The following is a 19,640-nucleotide window of genomic DNA, read 5'->3' on the forward strand; positions in this document are numbered from 1 at the left end:
CTCCTTACGTTGTCAGAATCAGCGTCTCGAGTGGGGCGAGCGTCACTGTTCCACTATATGTCTCGTTCGTATTCAACTCTTGATAGGCAGCATCGAGCACAACGTCCCGGCTTGCTTTCGTATCGTGATTCATCAGGAAGAGGAAATCACGTGTCTCACCATGACGGCGTACAATCTCGACTTGATCCGGTGCTTCAAACGTTTGAACACCGGCATCGAGAAACGCTTGACGGTAAATCGTATCGATCATCGCATCGTCAATCGATGCGCCGATATAGGTAATCATTCCTTTGTATTCGTTGCGTGTCACGGCAGCGACGCCGTCATAAAACGTATCGCGGTAGACAGCAAGCGGTTCGGCTGTCGTCGGTGTAATCAAATCACACCAGAGACGGGCCGGTGAGCCTTGTCCCGCGAATTTTCCGATCCCTTCCACCCGGTTTTCCTGCACGGCTTGCAACGATTCGTACTCATCGATTTCAATCCCGGCATACGTTGCGAACTGACCAGGCAACGTCAGCGGCAGGACATTGTTGTGCGGATCCTTGACGCCGGTCCGGTACGTAAAGATGACGTGTCCGCCCTGCTCCATGTACTCAATTAATGACTGGTCGAATGTCGGATTCGTCAGGAAGTACAGCGGCACGATGATTAATTTATATTGATCCAGCTTGTCTCCCGGGAAGACGATATCCGTCGACGCTTGACGCCGGACGGCACCACCGTAGAAACGGACGAACTCGGTCCGGAAATCAAACGCATCACTGTGCGGCTGATGGGTCCAGGCCCAGACGTTTTCTTGATCGAAATAGACGCCGACTTCCGCCCGATAGCTACTCGCGTTGATTTCGTCACCAAACGTGTTCAGTTCGGTCATAATTTGTTTGACTTCGTTGAATTTACGCTTCGGTTTTCCGTCGTGATCGATGATTCCATGACAAAACTCTTCCGTTCCGAACAACGCCGCCCGGAAGCGGAAATAGACGATGGCTTCCGCACCGCGGGCGACCGCCTGGTACGTCCATAAGCGGATATGACCAGGGCGCGGCAGGTAACCGATTTTACTCCAGCCTTGTGCTCCGCTCAGTTGTTCCATGACCCAAAAACCTTTCCCCTGTTTCGAGGAGCGGCAGAGATCGTGGTCACTTGCCATCTTCTCGAATCGGTTCGGCTCCGGCAGACCTCCCCAGACCGGATAGTTATCAAAGGCGACATAATCAAGATCCTGTGCCATCTGTTGCTGATTGACGGCCATGTCGCTGTATACGAGGTTATGGGTAATGAAGGCCTCCGGATGGATATGTTCCCGGAGCGCATCGACTTGCAGTTTGTTGTAATGGTTGTAACCGTCGGCACAGAAACGGTCGAAGTCGACAAGTAACGACGGGTTATGTTCCTGATAGACTTTCCGCGGCACCGGGATTTGCTCCCATGCCGTATAGGTCTGACTCCAGAAGACGGTTCCCCATGTTTCATTTAACGCATCGAGCGTGCCGTAACGGTTTTTGAGCCAAACCTGGAAAGCAGACCGGTCGACATCGCTGTAGGAACGGTCTGATTTCTCATGACCGTATTCGTTGTCCGTCTGCCAACCGATGACACGCGGGTGTTTTCCATAGCGTTTCGCCATTTCTGTCGTGATGGCAACGGAAAAATGTTGGTACGTTTCGCTGTGAACCGTATAGTGGCGACGGGCTCCGAAACTGATTGTCACGCCGTGCTCGTCTGCTGGAAGAATCTCCGGATACTTGTGACACATCCACGCCGGTGGTGTTGCCGTCGGTGTCCCGAGGACGATGTCAAAACCGGCGGCACTCAAGCGTTCGATGATATCGTCCCAAAACCGGAAATCGTAAACTCCTTCTTCCGGCTCCATCATCGTCCAAGCAAATTCCGCCAACCGAACGACGTTGACACCAAGTTCTTTCATCAATCGGAAGTCTTCCTCCCATAACGCACGTGGAGTTTGTTCCGGGTAATAATCGACGCCTAAATACATTGTGCTCCCCCTGACTCAAAACAAATTATTTTACTGCACCTGCCGTCATTCCTTTTTGGAAGAAACGTTGGAAGAAGATATAGAAGACCATTGTCGGTAAACTGATTAATACGAGTGACGCATAGATTTTCCCCGGATCACCGCCGAGCGCATCTTTGAAGAAGCTTGGTGCCATCGTGACCGTTTGATAAGCCGGATCCGTCATGAACGTCAAGACCATCAAATACTCATTCCACGAGTTGAGGAACGCATAGATCAACGCTGTCGCAAGAGCCGGTTTCGCGAGCGGCAACATGACTTTAAAGAAGACTTCCAAGATCGTTGCGCCGTCAATATACGCGGCTTCCATTAATTCGTTTGGTAATTCGTCAAAATATCCTTTGATCAGCATTAAACCGAACGGGAGGAAAAACGCGACTTCTGCCCCGATCAAACCCCAGTGGTTGTTGAGACCGTCAAACGAACGTAACGTGAAGAACAGTGGCACAATCATCGAAGCGACCGGTAACATCAGACCGGCGAGTACCATGTTGAACAACAGACGTTTGCCTGCAAATTCAAGTTTCGAAAAGGCGAATGCGGCAAACGCAAGAATCGTGATCGAGATGATGATCATGAAGAAGGCGACGAAGAAACTGTTAAAGACGAACGTCGGGAAGTTCGGGTTTTGCAGCGTTGCGATATAGTTTTCAAATCCGTTGACACGTAAGCTCTCCTTGAACATGACAAAGATCGGGAACAGCCAGACGATCGAAGCAAGCATCAGGACAAGGTTGATTACCCAACGGCTTTTTTTAGATTCTACATTCATGGGACGTTCCTCCTTAGTTATCCATTTTCTTTTGAACACGTAACTGGATGTACGTAATCAGTAAAGCGATTGTCAGCAAGATGATGGCAACGGCACTTGAAAAACCGACTTCTTGTTGCAGCATCGATTTACGGAACAGGTACGTCGAGATGAATTCTGTTGAAGAACCGGGGCCACCGGCCGTCGTGATCCAGACCAGGTCAAACGTCTTCAGACCACCGATGACTCCGAGAATCGATAACGTGAACGTCGTTCCTTTTAAGTTCGGGAAGACGATACTCCAAAGCGTCCGGAAGAATCCGGCACCATCGATTTTAGCGGCTTCAAAGATTTCTTTTTCAATTGTCAGCATCGCCATGTAGTACATGACCATCGATGAACCTGTCCATTGGAAGATGTTGATGGCGATGACCGAATAAAGCGCGATATCCGGGTCGCCGAGCCAGTTTTGCTCCAGGCTGCCGAGACCGATTGCACGGAGAAACTCATTGATGTATCCGAACTGGAAGTCGTAGATTTGTGAGAACGCGGCTCCAAGAACAACCGGACTCAGGACAACCGGAAAGAAGAAGACCGATTTCATCGCCGTGCGCAACGGTCCCTGTGTGTGCAGGAAGTACGCGAGAACCAAACCGATGAAGGCTTGAATCGTAACCGTCAAGATCGTGAAGATGAACGTATTTTTAAGCGAGAGGTAGAAATCCGGATCACGGAACATTTCCGCGTAGTTTTCAAACCCGACGAAGACTTTATCAAACGAAATGCCGTCCCACGAGAAGAACGAGTTATAGGCGTTGTAGAAAATCCCGTAATAGATAAACGCGACGACAAACAGGACGATGGGACCTACGAACGCCCAACCGACCATGTTTTGCTTCATTTTGCCTTTTTTCTTCTGTTTCGGAACATTCGGACGTGGTGCTGCTTTCAGCGTTTCCGCTTTCGGTTTGATCGGCAATTCTTGTTGCTCTGTCTGCATAACGATTTCCCCACTTTCTTGATCTTTAAAAATCAGGAAGTGGCACGCTGGGCGCACCACTTCACTGTATCGTTCTTATTTTTTCGATTGATCGGCTGCATCCTGAACACGTTGGAGTGCTTCTTTCGGATTTTGACCCGTCGCGATGTTTTGAAGTTCCTTACCGAGGATATCGTTCAGTTTCGTATCACGGATACCACGGCTTGCTACAGCTTTAGAAAGTGTTTCGTTCAGCATTTTGTACGACTCTTTTTCCCCTTCAGATGTGAAGGCAGCATCTGAATCGATTTTGACATCCTTGATTCCCGGTGCCATTTCGAACTCGCCCATGTAAACTTCCTGTCCTTCACCTTGGCTCATGAAGGCAACAAATTCAGCTGCACCTTCTTGTTGTTTTGACTCTTTATTGACGGCAAGTGCCATATCGATGGAAGCGATGATCGGCTGTTCTGTTCCGCCTGCAAGGTTTGGAAGTGGTGTGAAGCCAAGCTCATCTTTGATTTTCCATTTGTCTTTTTTCTCAGCTGTCGTCATCGAGTGGGCTTCCCATGAACCGATGACCCACATCGCTGCTTTTTTATCGAAGAACTGGTTCATCCCGTCATTGTATGTCGCAAGTCCGAGTGCCCCTTCTTGGAAGACTTTATCTTTGAAGAGATCCTGCCAGACCTGAGCAGTCTTGACCATCTCGTCGTCTGTCCATTTCGCTTCGCCGGACAAGACTTTTTGGATGTAACCCGGTGCGACCTGGTGGCTTAAGACGTTGTAGACATCAATGTCGATCCAGGCATCTTTTGCACCGAGCATCAAGGGAATGACTTTATCGCCGGACGCTTTGATTTTCTTGACAGCGTCGACTGTTTCTTTGTAGTTTTTCGGTGGTGTTACGCCGTATTTATCAAGCATCGTTTTGTTGTACATCAAGTAGGCTTGCCCCGTAAATCCGATTGGAACTGCATATTGTTTGCCGTCAATCGTCGTTTGATCAATTCCGAGCTCGACGAATTTATCTTTCCATCCTTTGCCCGCTGCTTTATCCATGTAAGAATCAACTGGTACGACACGGTCTTTGTACTGCTGGATCATTGGTTCTTTCAGACCGATGATGTCTGGTCCCTTACCAGATAACATCGCGACTTGAAGTTGTTTTTCATAGTCTTCACTGTACCGTTTGAATTCGACGACATATTTGTCTTGTGATTTGTTGAAGGCATCGACGACTTCCTTACCGGCTTCAGGCTGAGGTGCCCAGCCCCACCAGGAAATGATGGTTTTGCCGTCTTTTGTTGTCGCCTGTTTTTCATCTTCGCCGCCACAAGCGGCAAGTAATGCCGATAATGTCAGAACTGATGCCGCTGCAAGTACTTTGGTTTTTTTAAATTTCATGTGAGTGATCCCCTTTTGTATGTGAGTGGTCAAGCGTACTTTCTTAGCTGTTGCCCTTCAAGCTGTGCGTGTTGACACCATTGTTCGATGACTTCCATGCCAATCGGCATCCGTTGGAGTTGAATCAAAACTCGTGCAATCAGTCGCAGACGATAGTCGAGCGTGTCCACTTCCGGTGTCACGAACAGATAAAATTCTCCACCGAGCGTCAAACAACCTGCGGTGCGCATGTGTTGCATCAACACGCGTAGTTCAATGTATCCGTTCTCATTTTTTCGAAGATGAAGTTCTGAAGACCGAATCGTCAGTACCCCTTGTACGGACGACATTCGGAATTGAAAGACTCCATCTTGTCGTGGCCGAACGAGAACGCCGTCTTGATCTGCAGACCGCTTATCTCCCGGCTGTTGTTCCGTCATCTCTCCTGTCAAACGGTTCACGTAAAAGCCACGGATTGCTCCGTAACGCCCGAAAGCTTCACGGTAGGAAACCCATAAGTCCTCTGTTTCCATCTGCGCGACGCCCCCTTCTTTTTGTTTCAGCTTAACCGGTCCCTGCCGGTCTGCATCCACCTCCACTAGTTGATGAAAACTTAGTAAATTAAATTTATTATCTAACTTTAAGAAAACTATAGCACATGCTGTTTTGATTTGTAAACGGTTTCAAAAAATATTTTTTTCTTCGCTCTTTTTACAAAAAAAAAGCTTGTTGGATCCGGTGAAAACACCGTCATCCAGCAAGCTGTGTTTTAAATGGTTTGAAAAATACTGTTGGTTGCGAGTGCCGCTGCACTGAGTGCCCCCTGTTTTTCACTCCAGGGAACCATTTTGACATCGGTTTCACGTGAAGCGGTCGTCAAGGCCGTGTGCTCAACCCGTTCTTTGATTTGATCAACGATGGAAGGAGCCAGTTCGAACATCGGTCCTCCAAGTAAAATCCGTTTCGGATTGATCAGATGAATCGTATTCAGGACACCAATCCCGATGTATTCGCCGGCCCGTTGATACGCGGTTTTCGCATTCGGATCCCCGTCCGTCAGACGTTTTCTCAGTTCCGTCAGTGTTTTGACTTGCGGGTCAATGGCTTCAAAATCACGCAACAACGCTTTTTCCCCAGCCAATGCTTCGAGACATCCCCGATTCCCGCAGGAACAGATTGGTCCGTCCAAATCAAGCCGCATATGCCCGACTTCTCCTGTAATGTGATTTTCGCCGTCAATCAGCTTCCCGTCCAGGACATACGCCCCCCCAATTCCTTCTCCGGCATACAGATAGAAAAATTGATCGACTCCGACCCCTTCTCCGAATAACAATTCGAAGGAAGCGAGAGCCCGGACATCGTTTTCGATAAAAACAGGGTACGCAAACCGCTTTTCCAAATGCTCTTTTAAGGCGACATCATGGAGATGAAAACGAGGGGCAAACAGAATCACCCCGGTCTCCGGATTGACCATCCCGTGAACGGATATGCCGATACCGTGAATCGTCCCGACCTGCTCCGTCGCCTCAATCAGTTCTTCACACAACAGAACGACAGCCTCCATTAATTCTTCGTTTGTATCAAATTTTCCCATCGTTTCCACTTCATGAATCGTATTTCCGCTTAGATCCGCAATGACCCCGATAAAGCGGTGACTTGTCGCATCAATCCCGATGACATATTGTTCTTTCGCCACGAGTTCAAGCAAAATCGGCTTTCGTCCTCCGTTTGAGACGCCGAGTTCACGCTCTGTCACGAGTTGGTCGGCAATCAGTTCTCCGACGATATTTGAAACAGTCGGTTTCGTCAGTTTTGTTTGTTGTGCCAGTTCCACCCGTGAAATCGGTTGATGCATCCGAATCAAACGTAATACCAGTGCCCGATTGTAGGAACGCATCCACTTGGAATTTCGTGGCATCTCTTTAACCATGTTCGTCCCGCATCCCTTCCATTCTTGTCTCTATTTCTATTCTCGCATATTTTGTAAGGGATTTCATGGTTACCTGAAGATTCGTCCGCCATAACTTTTCCTCGAAAAAATTACGCTTCGTCATACGGTTGTTCGATGACAAGAACACGGCTTCCATCCGGATTTTCTGTCAGTTCCATTTCGATGATCGCTGTTCCGACTAACACGACGACCGGGAGATCCGGATCAGTTTTACGGAAAAATCCGACATGTCCCTGATACGTGTCCATATAATCCGCGAACAAAAATGTGCCGTTGACATGAATCTCATCCTGACTCGGATTAAATTCCAGATGAGGCACTCCAAAACGGGCTTCTCCGTTTAAATACAGCAAAGGTTTTTTTCCGATGACTTCACTTGATTCCCGCCGCATCTCAATCGCTCCTTCAGTCTCATAGTACAATCGGTCGGTTCCCCTCGTCGCAATGACGATCGGATTTCCTTGATATAAAACGATTTCTAAGATTTCATCTGCCTGTTCCACGTAATATCCGGTGGCGTCCGCCATCGCAAAACTGATCGTGTAGAGTTGCATCCACGAGACAATATCCGAAACTTCAACCGGCTTTAAAAAAAGGGCGGATACGAGATTCGTACCTTCTTCAGTCATGACAAGATTGACATAGATATCCGCCAACTGGATTGTCCGTACTTGGGTTGAAGGATATGATTCATCATAGTTTGATACCAATACCGCTTCGTAATAATCATCCATCTCTCGCAGTTCGAGTGGCGGCATACGACGATCAAAGTCGGCAATCTGGATGCGTTTCATGGGGAAGTGCCTCCTTTTTGTGAGTTCTCTTTTTGTCCTCAGTTAAGGATTACCCAATATCTGGTTCGCTTGCACTCCCCTAAAACAAAAAAATCACCCTGCAACCCAGGGTGATTGAATCATTTCCAATACAATTGATACAGCAGGTATAGGGCAAATCCAATGACTAAAATGACAGTAAAGATGTTGGCTGTTCCGAAAAAAAACGCGGTTGGCCGTTTCATTCCGATCTTCCGGTTTACGGTCCATCATGAGAACTCCTTTGCTAAAATCCATTTTTTTCTATCTTATACATAAGGAATTCTCGGGTTGACCGGAAAGAACCTGCCCGTTTAATTATTTTTTTGTACCGTTCGCAAAAAAGACAAGCGTTTCTTCTTCATCTGTCGTTAGTTCCCGTCCGACCAGTTCCCCATACAGCCGCTGCATCTCCGATAAATGGCCTGTCGCTTGTTTGGTCACTTCGATGATTTGGCGTAAGACGTACACTTCTTGCTCAAACGCCTCTTTTGCCATCGCTTCGCCGTGCGACCAGACATAGTAGTCCGCTTCGTATTCACCAATCGTATCCAACAACCGTGTCGTCTGATTGACCGTATAGTTCCATTCGGCGGAGAAAATGTCCGCATACATCGCATCTCCTAAAAACAAAACCCGTTCTTCCGGAATATAAACCAGCGCACTCCCTGGTGAGTGGTCATTCTCGACTTGACGCAACAGACACGTCACGCCTCCGAGATTGATTTCCAACTCCCCTGTGAAACGAATCGTCGGCAGGATGACTTCGATGTCCCGATCCTTTCCGAACTCCAGTTTGATGGCATCGGCACAAAACGGAATTTCAATGCCCTGGTGGATTCGTTCCTCCAGTGCCTCATCCGACCATTCGTAATCGACTATTTTCTGCATTTCTTCGACTGTCCGGTTCGTTGCAATCGTTGGTACAGCCATCTGTTTCATGCCAAAAATATGATCCCAGTGCCAATGTGTCAACACCACGAGATCCGGTCGTCTCAATCCGTGTTTTTCCACCTCATCCAAAAAGAGTGCCGCGTGCTGACTTGAGTTTCCGGCGTCAATCACAAGACTCCGCTCATCCCCCGTAATGACGGCAACGATCGGCCGGTCCGTCTCACTGACCGGCGTTTGATACCAGATCCGGTTCGTCAATTGTTTAAACTGTTGCATCCATATCGCCTCCTGTCTCTAGTATAACGAAACAGTCCATCCGGATGATGCCCGGATGGACCAGTCGAATCGACTTACTTCTTATTTTGCTTTTGACGGAACGGCCACCAGACACCCGGTCCAAACGATACTGTGATCGCCGGAATCAGGAGCGGTAAGACAATCAATCCATACAGGAGCAGACCTGTGATAACGATGGTTGCGATTTGAACGAGACTCAGGACACCGGACGGCATCATCGCGCCGAACGTTCCGGCAAGAATGATGGCAGCCGTGATGATGACGGATCCCATTTTCTTCATCGAGACGTACATCGCTTCCTTCGTCTCGAGTCCATTGATCGTTTCTTCCCGGAACCGGTCAAGCAGGAAGATCGAATAATCGATCCCGAGCGCGACGAGCATGACGAACCCGAAGAATGGAACGGCCCAGCTGATGCCGTCATAACCAAGACCGTTGACGAAGATCAGTTCAGCAATCGATACCGACGTATAGTACGTCAATAAGAGCGAACCAATCATAAACAGCGGCATGATCAATGAGCGGAACATGATTGCAAGGACGATGAACAAACTGATGATCATGATAATGACCGTCCGAGAGAAATCGGCTTTGGACGTATCATTTAAGTCACTATTGATGCTTGAGATTCCGCCGTACGCAACCTGCGCCTGTTCGAGCGGCGTATCTTTCAGTGTACTCGCTGTCGTTTTCTTGATGGCAGCAACCGTTTCGATCGCTTCCGGTGAATACGGATCATCATCCAGAATGACTTCGAATTTCAGACCGGTCTTGTCATCAATCGTATAACGGTCGATGACAGGCTCAAAGTCCTTACTCGATAAGGTATCTTCCGGAATGAACATCCCGGTACCGCGAATCGTTTTGGAGTTACCCATCTCTTTTAGGAAATCGGCAGCTTCTTTCAAACCGTCTTCGATTTTACCAAGCCCATCGTTAGCAGATCCGACACCATCCGCCAGTTGGGTTAATCCGTTACCCAGTTGACCGGCTTGTGCGCCTTGCGTTTCAATTCCGGTTGCCGCTTGTGCAATTCCCGTTTGAATTTGTGTCAACTGACCGGATAACGCTGTCAATGTTCCGACAGTTTGCGGAATGTTTTCCGCTGACTGTAATCCTTGACCGACAAGCGTTAACTGCTGATTGATTTGGCCGAGACCGTCTGCAGCCTGCTGCAATTGTGCTGCACCTGCTGACGCCTGGTCACCGGCCGGAAGCTGACCGCTGATTGTCTTCAGATTATCTTCCACAGTCTGTAGACCTTGGCCGACTTCACCGAGTCCGTCTTTGGCATCCGTCAGACCGGATGCGACTTGTTTCAGTTGTTGATCGACGTATAAATCGTCGATCACTTCACCAGTCGGACGCGAAATCGAGCGAACGGCTTTGACCCCGTCCAGTTTAACGAGTTCACGGCTCAACTGTTCTGCATATGGAACCGTTTTTTCAGTCACGATATTTTGATCGTCCTTCAGGATAATATTGACCGGCAATGACTCACCTGCACCAAAGCCGTCTGAAATGGCATTTAATCCTTTGACCGTTTCATATTTTGCACCAATCTCATCAACGGTGTTGAACGACAGATCGTCATCATATGTGAACAAGGTCGGAATCGTCACTACCGCGACAATGGCCATCGCAAGTAATGGACGACGAATCGATAATCCGCCGTACCGGGCCCACAAACGGCTGTCTTGGTGACTCGCCGCATTTTTAGACGGCCAGAACAGTTTCTCTTTTAACGTTGCCATGAAAAACGGTACCAGTGTAAAGAGAACCAGTAACAAGACTGCAATCCCGACCGCAACGGCGACCGATGATTTAAAGATCGGGAAATCAGCGAAACCGATCGCCGAGAAGCCGACGAGGACGGCAAGACCACTGATGAGCAGCGTCCGTCCCGCTGTTTTGTACGTGTTGACGATGGCTGTCTCGACATCGTGTCCGGCAGTCAATTCTTCTTTGTACCGGCTGAGGAGCAAAATACAGTAATCCGTCCCGATCCCGAAGAGAATCGCAACAAGGAAAATCTGGGTGAAGTTCGAGACAGGGAATCCAAACCAATCAACGAAAAAGGCAACAAACGATTGGCTCATTAAATACGTGACACCCACAGCAAATAACGGAACGAATGGTGTGACAATCGAACGGAATACGATTAACAACAGACCAAAAATCAGACCGACTGTAATCAATTCCGTTCGTTTCAGTCCTTCTTGTGAACTTTTATTGACATCGGCATTGATCAACGATTCACCGGTCAGATAAATCGTCCGGTCGTCCGGTAAAAGATCACTCCGGATGTCCTCGGCAAGTGCCGTGATTTCTTCCTGCGAACCATCGACGGTAATCGGAACGAGGACCGTTTTTTTATCTTTTGAAATCAATTGTCCTTCCGTTTCCTTACTTTCAAACGGATCGAGGACTCCCGTCACCGGTTTATCCAGTTTCTCCAAATCTTTGACGATTTGACCGATTTCGGTCCGATCTTGTTTCGTGACGGCTTCCTTTAACGGAATAACCAGCGAAATCGTTTCTTCACTTGCACCGGCTGCCTTTAAAATATCGGCTGCCCGTTGTGAATCCGTGTCACTCGCGAGCTGAATGGCACCCGCATCTTCCGCCTGTTTTGATAAGTTTGGTGCCGCTAAAAATAATCCGACTGTCGCAAGCAACAAGACGATTACGATTGGCCAACGCCATTTGACGATTTGTCGCATTCCCGTTCCACCTCTTCTTTGTCTGTTTTTCTGACTTAATCTTCAATCTTTAAAATGGCTTTGACTTTTCGGAACGTCTCGATGAATTGTTTAATTTCGTCATCGTCGACCTTTCCATCAATCAACTGTTCCAAATAACTGTAAATCGCTTGATCGGAAGCTTCGACGACTTCTTTTCCGGCATCCGTCAAAATAATCCGCTTGGTCCGGTGATCATCTTCTGAACGTTCGACTTCCACCAAGCCGTGTTCATTTAACTTTTTCAGACGATTGGAAATCGCACTTTTATGAACTCCTTGGATGACGGCAATCCGCCCGGAAGCAATCGGTCCATATTTACCGACCAGCTTTAACAAATGCAGCTGCTCCGGTGAATAGAGACGCCACACCGGTGAATCGACTGATTTCAAGACACGTTCCGTCCCGTGAATCATCACTTCTTCAAATAACTGAACGGCTTCCCGAAGATTTTCTTTCATGATTAGTTTACCCCCTAAACTCTTATCAGTAGTTTAGCCCCTAAACCAGATGGCGTCAACTCCAAACTGTCACAAATACTCTGACATTTACACCCACTTTTCGTTATGATGAAAGAGAGGATTCATCCGAATGAAGGAGGGCTGAATATGACCATATTATTTTGGATTGCTTTAGTAATCTGTGTACTTGGACTTATTTTTACGTTAATGGTCGGACAGAGTCGAAACGAAGAAACGTACAGCAACAGCCAGACTGCCAAAAACATGTCCTGGATGTATTTAGTTTTGTTGCCGGTCATTTTGATCATCTTAGGAATCTTTTATTATTTATTGACGTAAAACAATCTGATAGGACATCAAACAGGCTGCTTCGATAGATGATCGAAGCAGCCTGTTTACGTTTTGATTCAGTTGAGTGTTTTTGGGCGAACGATATAGATATCACACTTTGCATACCGGGCAATGTTTTCAGAGACACTTCCGATCATAATGCGTTCCATTGCATTCATTCCGACGGCACCGCAGACAATCAGTCCCGCTCCGACACGCGGCGCGATGACTTTCGGAATCAGCGTTTTCGGCGATCCGCTTTCGATGACCAGTTCGACTTCCGGTACTCCTTCTTCGATTGCCCGTTTTTGATATTTATCGAGCAATTCCTGGGCGTATTCCGTGACATTTTGATCGATGAATCGTTGATTCGCACGGACATTCGCAAACGTTTGAATATCGATGACATGCGTGATGACGAGTTTCGCTTGATCGAGCTTTGCGAACTGGACGGCTTTTTCAAAAGCTAAATCCGCGGTTTTGGAGCCGTCGACTGCAACTAAAATCGTATGATAATGGCTATCCATCGTCGTTCACCCTTTCCACTCTGGCACGATTACAACATCTGGTCGTTTTCGTTCTCAAGTGCCCGGTTTTCGTGGTCAAGCTTCCGCTCGGCCTCGATGCCTTCCGGTTCACTCTCTAAAATACTTTGGGGTTCCGGTTTAGGACGTCTTGCCCCTTCTTCATCCGCCAGCAAAACATAAGCTCCGTGTTTGACGCTTGCCACATGCCGTTCCATGTCGCCTTCAGCCAGTCCTAACGATTCAAACGCTTCACGGGTCTCTTCCTCTGTCACCGGCTTCCCTGTAAACCGTTCAAATAAAGTCCGTTTTCCCGAAACAAGCTGAGCTGCCGATTGACCACGTAACATCGCCATATCGGTTTTATCCTGCAGGACGACATATAAATCTTCTTCCAGGTATCCGGCAAAGTGTAAATCTTCAATCTGACGAATCAAATCCGTCTCATTCTCGTATGTTCCGATCAACTGCTTTTTCCCCATTGGTCATTTCCCCCTTTTATACTTCTATAAGGCATATACCCCAAAAACCGAAAAGCAATGACACCAACTGTCGCTTTCTTAAGAAACAGGTCTTTTTTCTTCGGCAAACAGCCGGTCGCGTTTCCGAAAGACCAGAATAACCGCTGCCAGGACTGCTATGACGCTCAGGACTGTCACGCCTTGCTGAAAGTCCGTCAACCGACCATTAAAGAACAGACCGACGTAATACCAAATCATGACGAGACCAAATACCCAATCGGTGTGGACGAAAATAAAAAATACGATGCCACAGGCAAATAAAATCAACATGATCGTCACCCACTCCGACGTCGTCAGTCCAAACAAATCTTCAAACCGGAAGTCACGCAAAATACGAAATGGTAAGATTAAAATCTGGATGCTCGACCAGGCGAGAAATACGGAAAATGGGGATCGCATCCACGGGGAACGGTTCGGATGATGTTGTACTTTCATATAGATGATACATAAACTGATGAACGAAATCGTCGTCAACACCAGTTCCCACGGCGGACCGACGATACTGCTCGCCCCGTATCCGAGCATCGTCAGCACAAACCAGCCGCTGATATCAAAAATCAATGTCCGGTCAGTCGGATAGGCTTGTACAGGCCGGATACACCAAATCAGCAAAGTCGTATAGACAACACCGAAGATCGCATCCGTAAAAGATGCCGGCACAATAGCAAGAGGTTCTCCGGTCGGTGCCTCATACCAGACGACACGTGCTAAGAGGACAAATAAAAAGCTGATTAAATTTAACAGGCGCAGTCCGGTCAATGCTTGCATTCCTGTACACCTCCTCAGGTATTTATTTCCCGTGCACTGCTTGAAGAAAACAAAAAAATGCCGTTTCGATGAAAGTGTTTTCGTGAATACAGAACTATAAAGGAGCGATGGAAAATGGAACCTTTCATTCAGCCATTTCAGTATAATTTTATCCGCAGCCAGGTCGACTCGATGATTCAACAGTTAAGCGCTGTCCATGATCCGGACGTCCGGGAAGCTGTCGTCTACAGTGCCGCCAAAAAAATCTTTGATCTGCTTCCTGTTTTGACTGCTGAACAGGAAGAGTTATTAATGAAAGTTCGAACCGTTCAAACCGAGGCAGATTCCACCTCGTATCTTGAGGATATTCAACCAGTCGTGCGGTCTTTCCCGTCGATTACCGAGACGCAACTGCAGCAACTGTTCCGAAAAACGAAGAAGTTACGACACCCGCCCCTTCACTCGATCGATTTTCTTAAGACGACCTATTTAAGTTGGAACGATACCGGGAATAAAAAGAAATTTTTCGTCTATCCTTTGAAAGGAGAATGGATCGGAATCGAAGGCACGTATCTGCCGACGATTCAAAAAGGCATCTGTACCATCTGCAATCAATACAGTGATGTCACTCTCGTCTCCGCCCGGACGAATCCATCCGCTGATCAATACCGGGCAATCGGAAACTATATTTGTATCGACAGTGACCATTGCAATGAGCAGGTGACTAACCCGACCGCTTTGGAAAAATTACTAAGTAAGATGAAATGAGTCAAAAAGAGTCCGCGACGGTTGTCGGGGACTCTTTGCTTGATTCAGACTTCCACATGAAATTGATTTTTCCCGCGCCGCTTCGCTTCATACATCGCAATATCTGCTTGTTCAATCAGGGCCGTCCGGGAAGTGGCATGCGTCGGATAAACCGCACCGCCAATGCTTGCCGTCATGAAGACCGGCGTGTCCCGAAGAATGAACGGTCGTTCGAATAACTGAACGATCTGTTGACCGCACGCTTCGATGTCCAATTCGTCTTTAACGTCAAACAACAACAAAACAAACTCATCTCCGCCTTGTCGTGAGATGACTGTATTGTGCGGTAATTTTTTTTCGAGACGGCTCGCGATATCGATGATCAACTGATCCCCGATTTGATGGCCGTATGTATCGTTGACTTGCTTGAAATGATCAATATCAATGAAAAACAGACCGACAAACCGTTGATGAACTTCCGCCCGGCGCAATTCCTCTTTAAACAGGCGAGCAAACAAATACCGATTCGGTAAGTTGGTCAACGCATCGTGATACGCCATATGCTCCATCTCTTCCAATGCCTGTTCGAGCGCTGCCGTCCGTTCTTCGACTTTCGCCTCAAGATTTTCCCGCAACCGCTGATTGTCCATTACGATTCGAACCTGTCTTGAAATCAGTAAAGGAACGGCAATCATCAGACCAATCGTCAATCCATTCCAACTGACGGCCTGACGTGCCATCGTCACAAACAAAATCAACAGGAAAACATACGGTGTTACGAGACGAATCCCGTCAAGAATCCGCCGGTTAACGTTAAATCCAAGCGGCCGTTCATCGGTATCAAACAACATGCCCGCTCCGCCAGTCAATAAGACGGTCGCAAGCCAAATCGGATCGAGCCACATCACGGAAACTGGAAAATCGGTTCGATACAAAACGACATATAATAAATCCGCAATCAGTTGTAGGTGAAAACCAATCAAAATCATCAACAACGGAATGCTGTTTCCTCGTTTCATCACACCAAAGAACAAAATCAGCATTCCACCGAGTAACAGTAAATCCCCTAACGGATAACGAAGTAACAGCAGTGTCTCCATACTAAACAGTTCAGCCTGTTCCAAGTACGGCGTGACAAGATAATGCCAGGAAATCGCACCTGTCACAATCAAAATAATTAATTCATCAAATAAGAAAAACCGCAGATTGACTTCTGAACGGCGACTGATCAAAAAATAACAAAAAGCCAGCAAATAAAATCCGATTTGCAGACTGAAGACTAGGTCGATTCCGTCAAACGTTCCGGAACGTTCCAAATGCTGTTGGGAGACGATCAATTCTGCCGTTTCGCCAATCGCTAGTGACATATTTCCGAATAAGAGCAATAAAAATAGACGTTGTGTAAAGGGACGATCCGGATGACGCCGCGCTGCTACTACCAACATGATCGTCGAGACAACAGCACCGAGAATCATAAACAGGCTGTTCCCTGTTTTCGAAAGGTCCGATGACGTACCGATGATTCCTAACCATAACAAGTGAGCCAGAACCCATCCGCCGATGATCGTATAGATTAGTTTATACATCGTTCACGCCCTTTCCTTTGTCCTAGTTCGTTTGTCCTATATAATTATCGGCAAATCCTGCTGTTTTTTTACTATCTTTTCATTATATTTAAATATTCTTTAGACGTCTCGTTTTTTATTCGCTAATTGAAAAAAAATTGTAAAACAAAAACAAGTACCGTTCGCAGAAAGCAAACCGGTACCTGCTTATATTAGACATTTTCCATGGCATGCAACGGCAGGACAACCGTGAAGGTACTTCCCTTACCGACAGTCGATTCGACATGAATGACACCGTCATGTTCCTTGACGATTTCCTTACAAATCGAAAGTCCCAACCCCGTACCACCGATCCGCCGTGTATCTGAATTATCCACACGATAAAATTTATCAAAGAGGTGGGCAAAAGCGTATTGCGGAATCCCGATCCCGTAATCGGTAATCTGAATCGTTGCGTTTTCCTGATCCGTACCGATTGTGATGTCAACCGGTCCGCCGTCCGGGGAATACTTGATGGCGTTATTGACCAGATTGTTCAACAACTGCTTAATCCGTGTTTCGTCTCCGATGATTGTCGGTCGATCTTCACTCAACAAACGAAGCTGAATATCGTGAAGTCCGTTTGAGGCATTATAAACACCCATCACTTGATCAACGATTGAATACAAATCAAGATGAGCCATTTGATAACGTTGTCCACCGGACTGCATCCGTTGAACATCCAGGAAATCGGTCACTAAATTCGACAATCGTTCTGTTTCATTATGAATCGTCGATAAATATTTCCGTTGTTTCATCGCATCAATCTCCCGATTGAGCATCAATTCCGTGAATCCGTAAATCGAAGACAGCGGAGTCCGCAATTCGTGAGACACCGTCGAAACAAGTTCCGTCTTCAGACGGTCCGCTTCTGTTTCCCGGGTAATATCACGGATGACGAGAATGACACCTTTCCAGCCGCCTTCAATATCGATTCGTTCTGCATATACTTCGAGATGCGCCGAATTACCGCGGACATCAAATTGGACTTTATCCGGAGACACTTCTCCGGACCGAATCAATTCCAGGTACGCATTGAACCCTTCGACATCATCGACGACACGACGCATCACTTCAATCACGTAACTGGCCGATGATAAAGTCCGATCCTTTGTAAATTCTGATTGTAATTCCGGAATCAGCTCAAACAACGGACGGTTGACGTATAACTCATCGTTTCCGTCTTCGAGATAAATGATGGCTTCTCGGATTGAATCAAGAACCTGCTCGGTCTTTTGTTTTTCCTGTTTCATCTCATCATATGAACGTGTCCGAAGCAGTGATAACGTCATCTGTTGCGAGAATTCACGCATATCCATCAACTGTTGCGGCTGATAAGCCGACTGATATCGAACCATATAGACAGCAGCCATCAGCTGTTTCGTCGAAGGATCGTAAATCGGCAAGGCGACTTCATGTGTACTGAAACTGTACGGAGCATCGTCCGTCCGTGAGACCCGTTTTTCGGACTGAACAACTTCTGTCCCTAACCGCATCCGGTTCAGTAAGGAATTTTCATCCTCAAGCAAGGATTGAATCTGTTGAATCTTCATCCCGTTCGTCGTCGCTCCGATGTAGACACCGTCATCATACAATAATAACGCGCCGTACTCGGACGATGTAATATCAATCATTTTTTCGACAATCGCCGGATACGATTCGACCGTTTCCCGGACTGCCAGTGCTTCCGTTAATTCACTGCGCATTTTCAGCTTTTCTTCATTTTGTTTCGTTGCCTGGTATGCTTCTTCCAGTTCTTCTTGTTGCGATTGCAATTCTTCTTGCTGCGCCAGCAATTCTTCACTCTGTGCCTGCAACTCTTCATTTTTATTCTGCATTTCTTCTTTATGCAGATTGGTCGTCACGGCCATCTGATTAAACGACGAACGCAACATGCCGATTTCATCTGTCCGGTGCTCCATGACATCCAGTTCTATCGGTTCGTTTCGTGACAATTTCCGATTATCCTCAATCAGACGTAATAACTGTTTGGTCATTCGTTTCAGGAAGGGATGGACAAACAGTAAAATAAAGATAATCAAGGCAACGATGCTCGAAATCCAGACCCACTTCGTCTTTGCGACTTCGCTTCGCAGATTGGCAACCGCCGTATCCTGCTGTTGTTGCAGGTTATCACGGTATTCATTTAATGCCGAAGAGGCTTTTTCGATATCCGGTTCGACATCAATCGAACCGTCGGCTGTCTGTTTTAATTGACCTTGTTCCACTAATCGTTTGGCAATCGGTAACGAAAACAGACTGTCACCTTGTAAAAAATCTTCATTGATTTTGTTTGCTTTTTTTTCATTCACATACGACTGGGTTAAAGGAAACAAGGCCCCGTAATACAAGTTATACATATTCGTCATTTGAGCGGCAAACTCTTCTTCTTCATCCGTTTTCGCTTTACGGGTAAACCAATCCGTTTCACTTTTGATTTCTGTCCGCAGCTCCTGGATTTCATCAAAGCGTTCCTGGTTTCCGAAGATGACGAATCCACGCAAACCAAACTGGACTTTCTGCCAGTTGTCCCATAAGTTATCCGCACGACGATTTTGTTCGCTGATGATTTCTAAGTCACCGCGTGATGATTCGATTCGATCTTCCATGTAACCGTAAACCAAAAAGGAAGTCATCGAAACCAAAAACAGTAAAACATAAAATACTGCCAATAGTTGTCGTCCGATTCGTCTCCGAATCCAATTAATCATGAAATATCCTCCTCATCATCCGATTCGAATGATGCTTTTTTTTAAAAAATATAATCAATTAAAAATAGCATATTTTCAAAAAAAATACTTTAAAAGTAAGACAACTCCTCAAAAAAAAGCAGCCTTTTTCGTTTTACCCGAAAAAG

At 46.9% G+C, this 19,640-nt stretch carries 17 protein-coding genes; 2 read left to right on the forward strand and 15 right to left on the reverse strand.

Features of this window, described 5'->3' with window-relative positions; translation table 11 throughout:
• Positions 1-4: 4 nt before the first annotated feature.
• The 10 genes from N7U64_RS14365 to N7U64_RS14410 all read right to left on the reverse strand — a co-directional run bounded on the left by N7U64_RS14365 (position 5) and on the right by N7U64_RS14410 (position 12,310).
• A complete protein-coding gene (locus N7U64_RS14365) occupies positions 5-1,999 on the reverse strand; it encodes a beta-galactosidase (protein WP_318930348.1) in 1,995 nt (664 codons plus the stop codon).
• 25 nt (positions 2,000-2,024) lie between these two features.
• Positions 2,025-2,810 carry a carbohydrate ABC transporter permease gene (locus tag N7U64_RS14370; protein ID WP_026829378.1) on the reverse strand — a complete coding sequence of 262 codons (786 nt, stop codon included), beginning with the start codon at positions 2,808-2,810 and terminating at the stop codon, positions 2,025-2,027.
• A gap of 13 nt (positions 2,811-2,823) precedes the next feature.
• Positions 2,824-3,789, reverse strand: coding sequence for a sugar ABC transporter permease (locus N7U64_RS14375; RefSeq protein ID WP_318930351.1), 966 nt, complete (start codon positions 3,787-3,789; stop codon positions 2,824-2,826).
• A 75-nt stretch (positions 3,790-3,864) separates the two neighbouring features.
• A complete protein-coding gene (locus N7U64_RS14380) occupies positions 3,865-5,175 on the reverse strand; it encodes a sugar ABC transporter substrate-binding protein (RefSeq protein WP_318930353.1) in 1,311 nt (436 codons plus the stop codon).
• 29 nt (positions 5,176-5,204) lie between these two features.
• Positions 5,205-5,687, reverse strand: a complete 483-nt coding sequence (locus N7U64_RS14385) for a hypothetical protein (protein ID WP_318930354.1) — start codon at positions 5,685-5,687, stop codon at positions 5,205-5,207.
• Positions 5,688-5,923: 236 nt separating this feature from the next.
• Positions 5,924-7,084 (reverse strand): ROK family transcriptional regulator, encoded by a 1,161-nt coding sequence (locus N7U64_RS14390; protein WP_318930355.1) that lies wholly within the window; start codon positions 7,082-7,084, stop codon positions 5,924-5,926.
• Between the two features lie 110 nt (positions 7,085-7,194).
• On the reverse strand, positions 7,195-7,899 hold the full coding sequence (locus tag N7U64_RS14395) for a hypothetical protein (RefSeq protein ID WP_290829407.1): 705 nt from the start codon (positions 7,897-7,899) through the stop codon (positions 7,195-7,197).
• A 336-nt stretch (positions 7,900-8,235) separates the two neighbouring features.
• Entirely contained in the window at positions 8,236-9,087 is an 852-nt protein-coding gene (locus N7U64_RS14400) for an MBL fold metallo-hydrolase (RefSeq protein ID WP_290829403.1), read from the reverse strand.
• 74 nt (positions 9,088-9,161) lie between these two features.
• Positions 9,162-11,831: an MMPL family transporter gene (locus N7U64_RS14405; RefSeq protein WP_318930358.1), complete on the reverse strand. Its 2,670-nt coding sequence runs from the start codon at positions 11,829-11,831 to the stop codon at positions 9,162-9,164.
• Between the two features lie 35 nt (positions 11,832-11,866).
• The gene (locus N7U64_RS14410; protein ID WP_318930361.1) at positions 11,867-12,310 is read right to left on the reverse strand and encodes a MarR family winged helix-turn-helix transcriptional regulator; all 444 of its coding nucleotides are present in this window, start codon (positions 12,308-12,310) and stop codon (positions 11,867-11,869) included.
• Positions 12,311-12,457: 147 nt separating this feature from the next.
• Between N7U64_RS14410 and N7U64_RS14415 the strand changes: the two genes are divergently transcribed.
• The gene (locus tag N7U64_RS14415) at positions 12,458-12,649 is read left to right on the forward strand and encodes a hypothetical protein (protein WP_318091340.1); all 192 of its coding nucleotides are present in this window, start codon (positions 12,458-12,460) and stop codon (positions 12,647-12,649) included.
• Between the two features lie 68 nt (positions 12,650-12,717).
• Here the strand turns inward: N7U64_RS14415 and N7U64_RS14420 are convergent, their stop codons facing one another.
• The 3 genes from N7U64_RS14420 to N7U64_RS14430 all read right to left on the reverse strand — a co-directional run bounded on the left by N7U64_RS14420 (position 12,718) and on the right by N7U64_RS14430 (position 14,453).
• Complete coding sequence (locus tag N7U64_RS14420; protein WP_318930363.1) at positions 12,718-13,167, reverse strand: universal stress protein; 450 nt, start codon at positions 13,165-13,167, stop codon at positions 12,718-12,720.
• 29 nt (positions 13,168-13,196) lie between these two features.
• Entirely contained in the window at positions 13,197-13,646 is a 450-nt protein-coding gene (locus N7U64_RS14425) for a general stress protein (protein ID WP_318930365.1), read from the reverse strand.
• A 78-nt stretch (positions 13,647-13,724) separates the two neighbouring features.
• Positions 13,725-14,453, reverse strand: a complete 729-nt coding sequence (locus N7U64_RS14430; RefSeq protein WP_318930367.1) for a hypothetical protein — start codon at positions 14,451-14,453, stop codon at positions 13,725-13,727.
• A 114-nt stretch (positions 14,454-14,567) separates the two neighbouring features.
• Here N7U64_RS14430 and N7U64_RS14435 point away from each other — a divergent pair, with 114 nt between their 5' ends.
• On the forward strand, positions 14,568-15,200 hold the full coding sequence (locus tag N7U64_RS14435) for a FusB/FusC family EF-G-binding protein (protein ID WP_318930368.1): 633 nt from the start codon (positions 14,568-14,570) through the stop codon (positions 15,198-15,200).
• A 44-nt stretch (positions 15,201-15,244) separates the two neighbouring features.
• Here N7U64_RS14435 and N7U64_RS14440 read toward each other — a convergent pair whose 3' ends face one another.
• Both N7U64_RS14440 and N7U64_RS14445 read right to left on the reverse strand, forming a co-directional pair.
• A complete protein-coding gene (locus tag N7U64_RS14440) occupies positions 15,245-16,765 on the reverse strand; it encodes a GGDEF domain-containing protein (protein WP_318930370.1) in 1,521 nt (506 codons plus the stop codon).
• A 191-nt stretch (positions 16,766-16,956) separates the two neighbouring features.
• Entirely contained in the window at positions 16,957-19,494 is a 2,538-nt protein-coding gene (locus N7U64_RS14445; RefSeq protein ID WP_318930371.1) for an ATP-binding protein, read from the reverse strand.
• Between the last annotated feature and the right edge of the window lie 146 nt (positions 19,495-19,640).

It is taken from the genome of Exiguobacterium sp. K1 (assembly GCF_033721435.1).
GTDB lineage: Bacteria > Bacillota > Bacilli > Exiguobacteriales > Exiguobacteriaceae > Exiguobacterium_A > Exiguobacterium_A artemiae.

Bases quoted from the DNA above. Each gene is read 5' to 3' on its own strand.
- N7U64_RS14365 (WP_318930348.1), bottom strand. From the start codon at position 1,999: ATGTATTTAGGCGTCGATTATTACCCGGAACAAACTCCACGTGCGTTA.
- N7U64_RS14370 (WP_026829378.1), bottom strand. From the start codon at position 2,810: ATGAATGTAGAATCTAAAAAAAGCCGTTGGGTAATCAACCTTGTCCTG.
- N7U64_RS14375 (WP_318930351.1), bottom strand. From the start codon at position 3,789: ATGCAGACAGAGCAACAAGAATTGCCGATCAAACCGAAAGCGGAAACG.
- N7U64_RS14380 (WP_318930353.1), bottom strand. From the start codon at position 5,175: ATGAAATTTAAAAAAACCAAAGTACTTGCAGCGGCATCAGTTCTGACA.
- N7U64_RS14385 (WP_318930354.1), bottom strand. From the start codon at position 5,687: ATGGAAACAGAGGACTTATGGGTTTCCTACCGTGAAGCTTTCGGGCGT.
- N7U64_RS14390 (WP_318930355.1), bottom strand. From the start codon at position 7,084: ATGGTTAAAGAGATGCCACGAAATTCCAAGTGGATGCGTTCCTACAAT.
- N7U64_RS14395 (WP_290829407.1), bottom strand. From the start codon at position 7,899: ATGAAACGCATCCAGATTGCCGACTTTGATCGTCGTATGCCGCCACTC.
- N7U64_RS14400 (WP_290829403.1), bottom strand. From the start codon at position 9,087: ATGCAACAGTTTAAACAATTGACGAACCGGATCTGGTATCAAACGCCG.
- N7U64_RS14405 (WP_318930358.1), bottom strand. From the start codon at position 11,831: ATGCGACAAATCGTCAAATGGCGTTGGCCAATCGTAATCGTCTTGTTG.
- N7U64_RS14410 (WP_318930361.1), bottom strand. From the start codon at position 12,310: ATGAAAGAAAATCTTCGGGAAGCCGTTCAGTTATTTGAAGAAGTGATG.
- N7U64_RS14415 (WP_318091340.1), top strand. From the start codon at position 12,458: ATGACCATATTATTTTGGATTGCTTTAGTAATCTGTGTACTTGGACTT.
- N7U64_RS14420 (WP_318930363.1), bottom strand. From the start codon at position 13,167: ATGGATAGCCATTATCATACGATTTTAGTTGCAGTCGACGGCTCCAAA.
- N7U64_RS14425 (WP_318930365.1), bottom strand. From the start codon at position 13,646: ATGGGGAAAAAGCAGTTGATCGGAACATACGAGAATGAGACGGATTTG.
- N7U64_RS14430 (WP_318930367.1), bottom strand. From the start codon at position 14,453: ATGCAAGCATTGACCGGACTGCGCCTGTTAAATTTAATCAGCTTTTTA.
- N7U64_RS14435 (WP_318930368.1), top strand. From the start codon at position 14,568: ATGGAACCTTTCATTCAGCCATTTCAGTATAATTTTATCCGCAGCCAG.
- N7U64_RS14440 (WP_318930370.1), bottom strand. From the start codon at position 16,765: ATGTATAAACTAATCTATACGATCATCGGCGGATGGGTTCTGGCTCAC.
- N7U64_RS14445 (WP_318930371.1), bottom strand. From the start codon at position 19,494: ATGATTAATTGGATTCGGAGACGAATCGGACGACAACTATTGGCAGTA.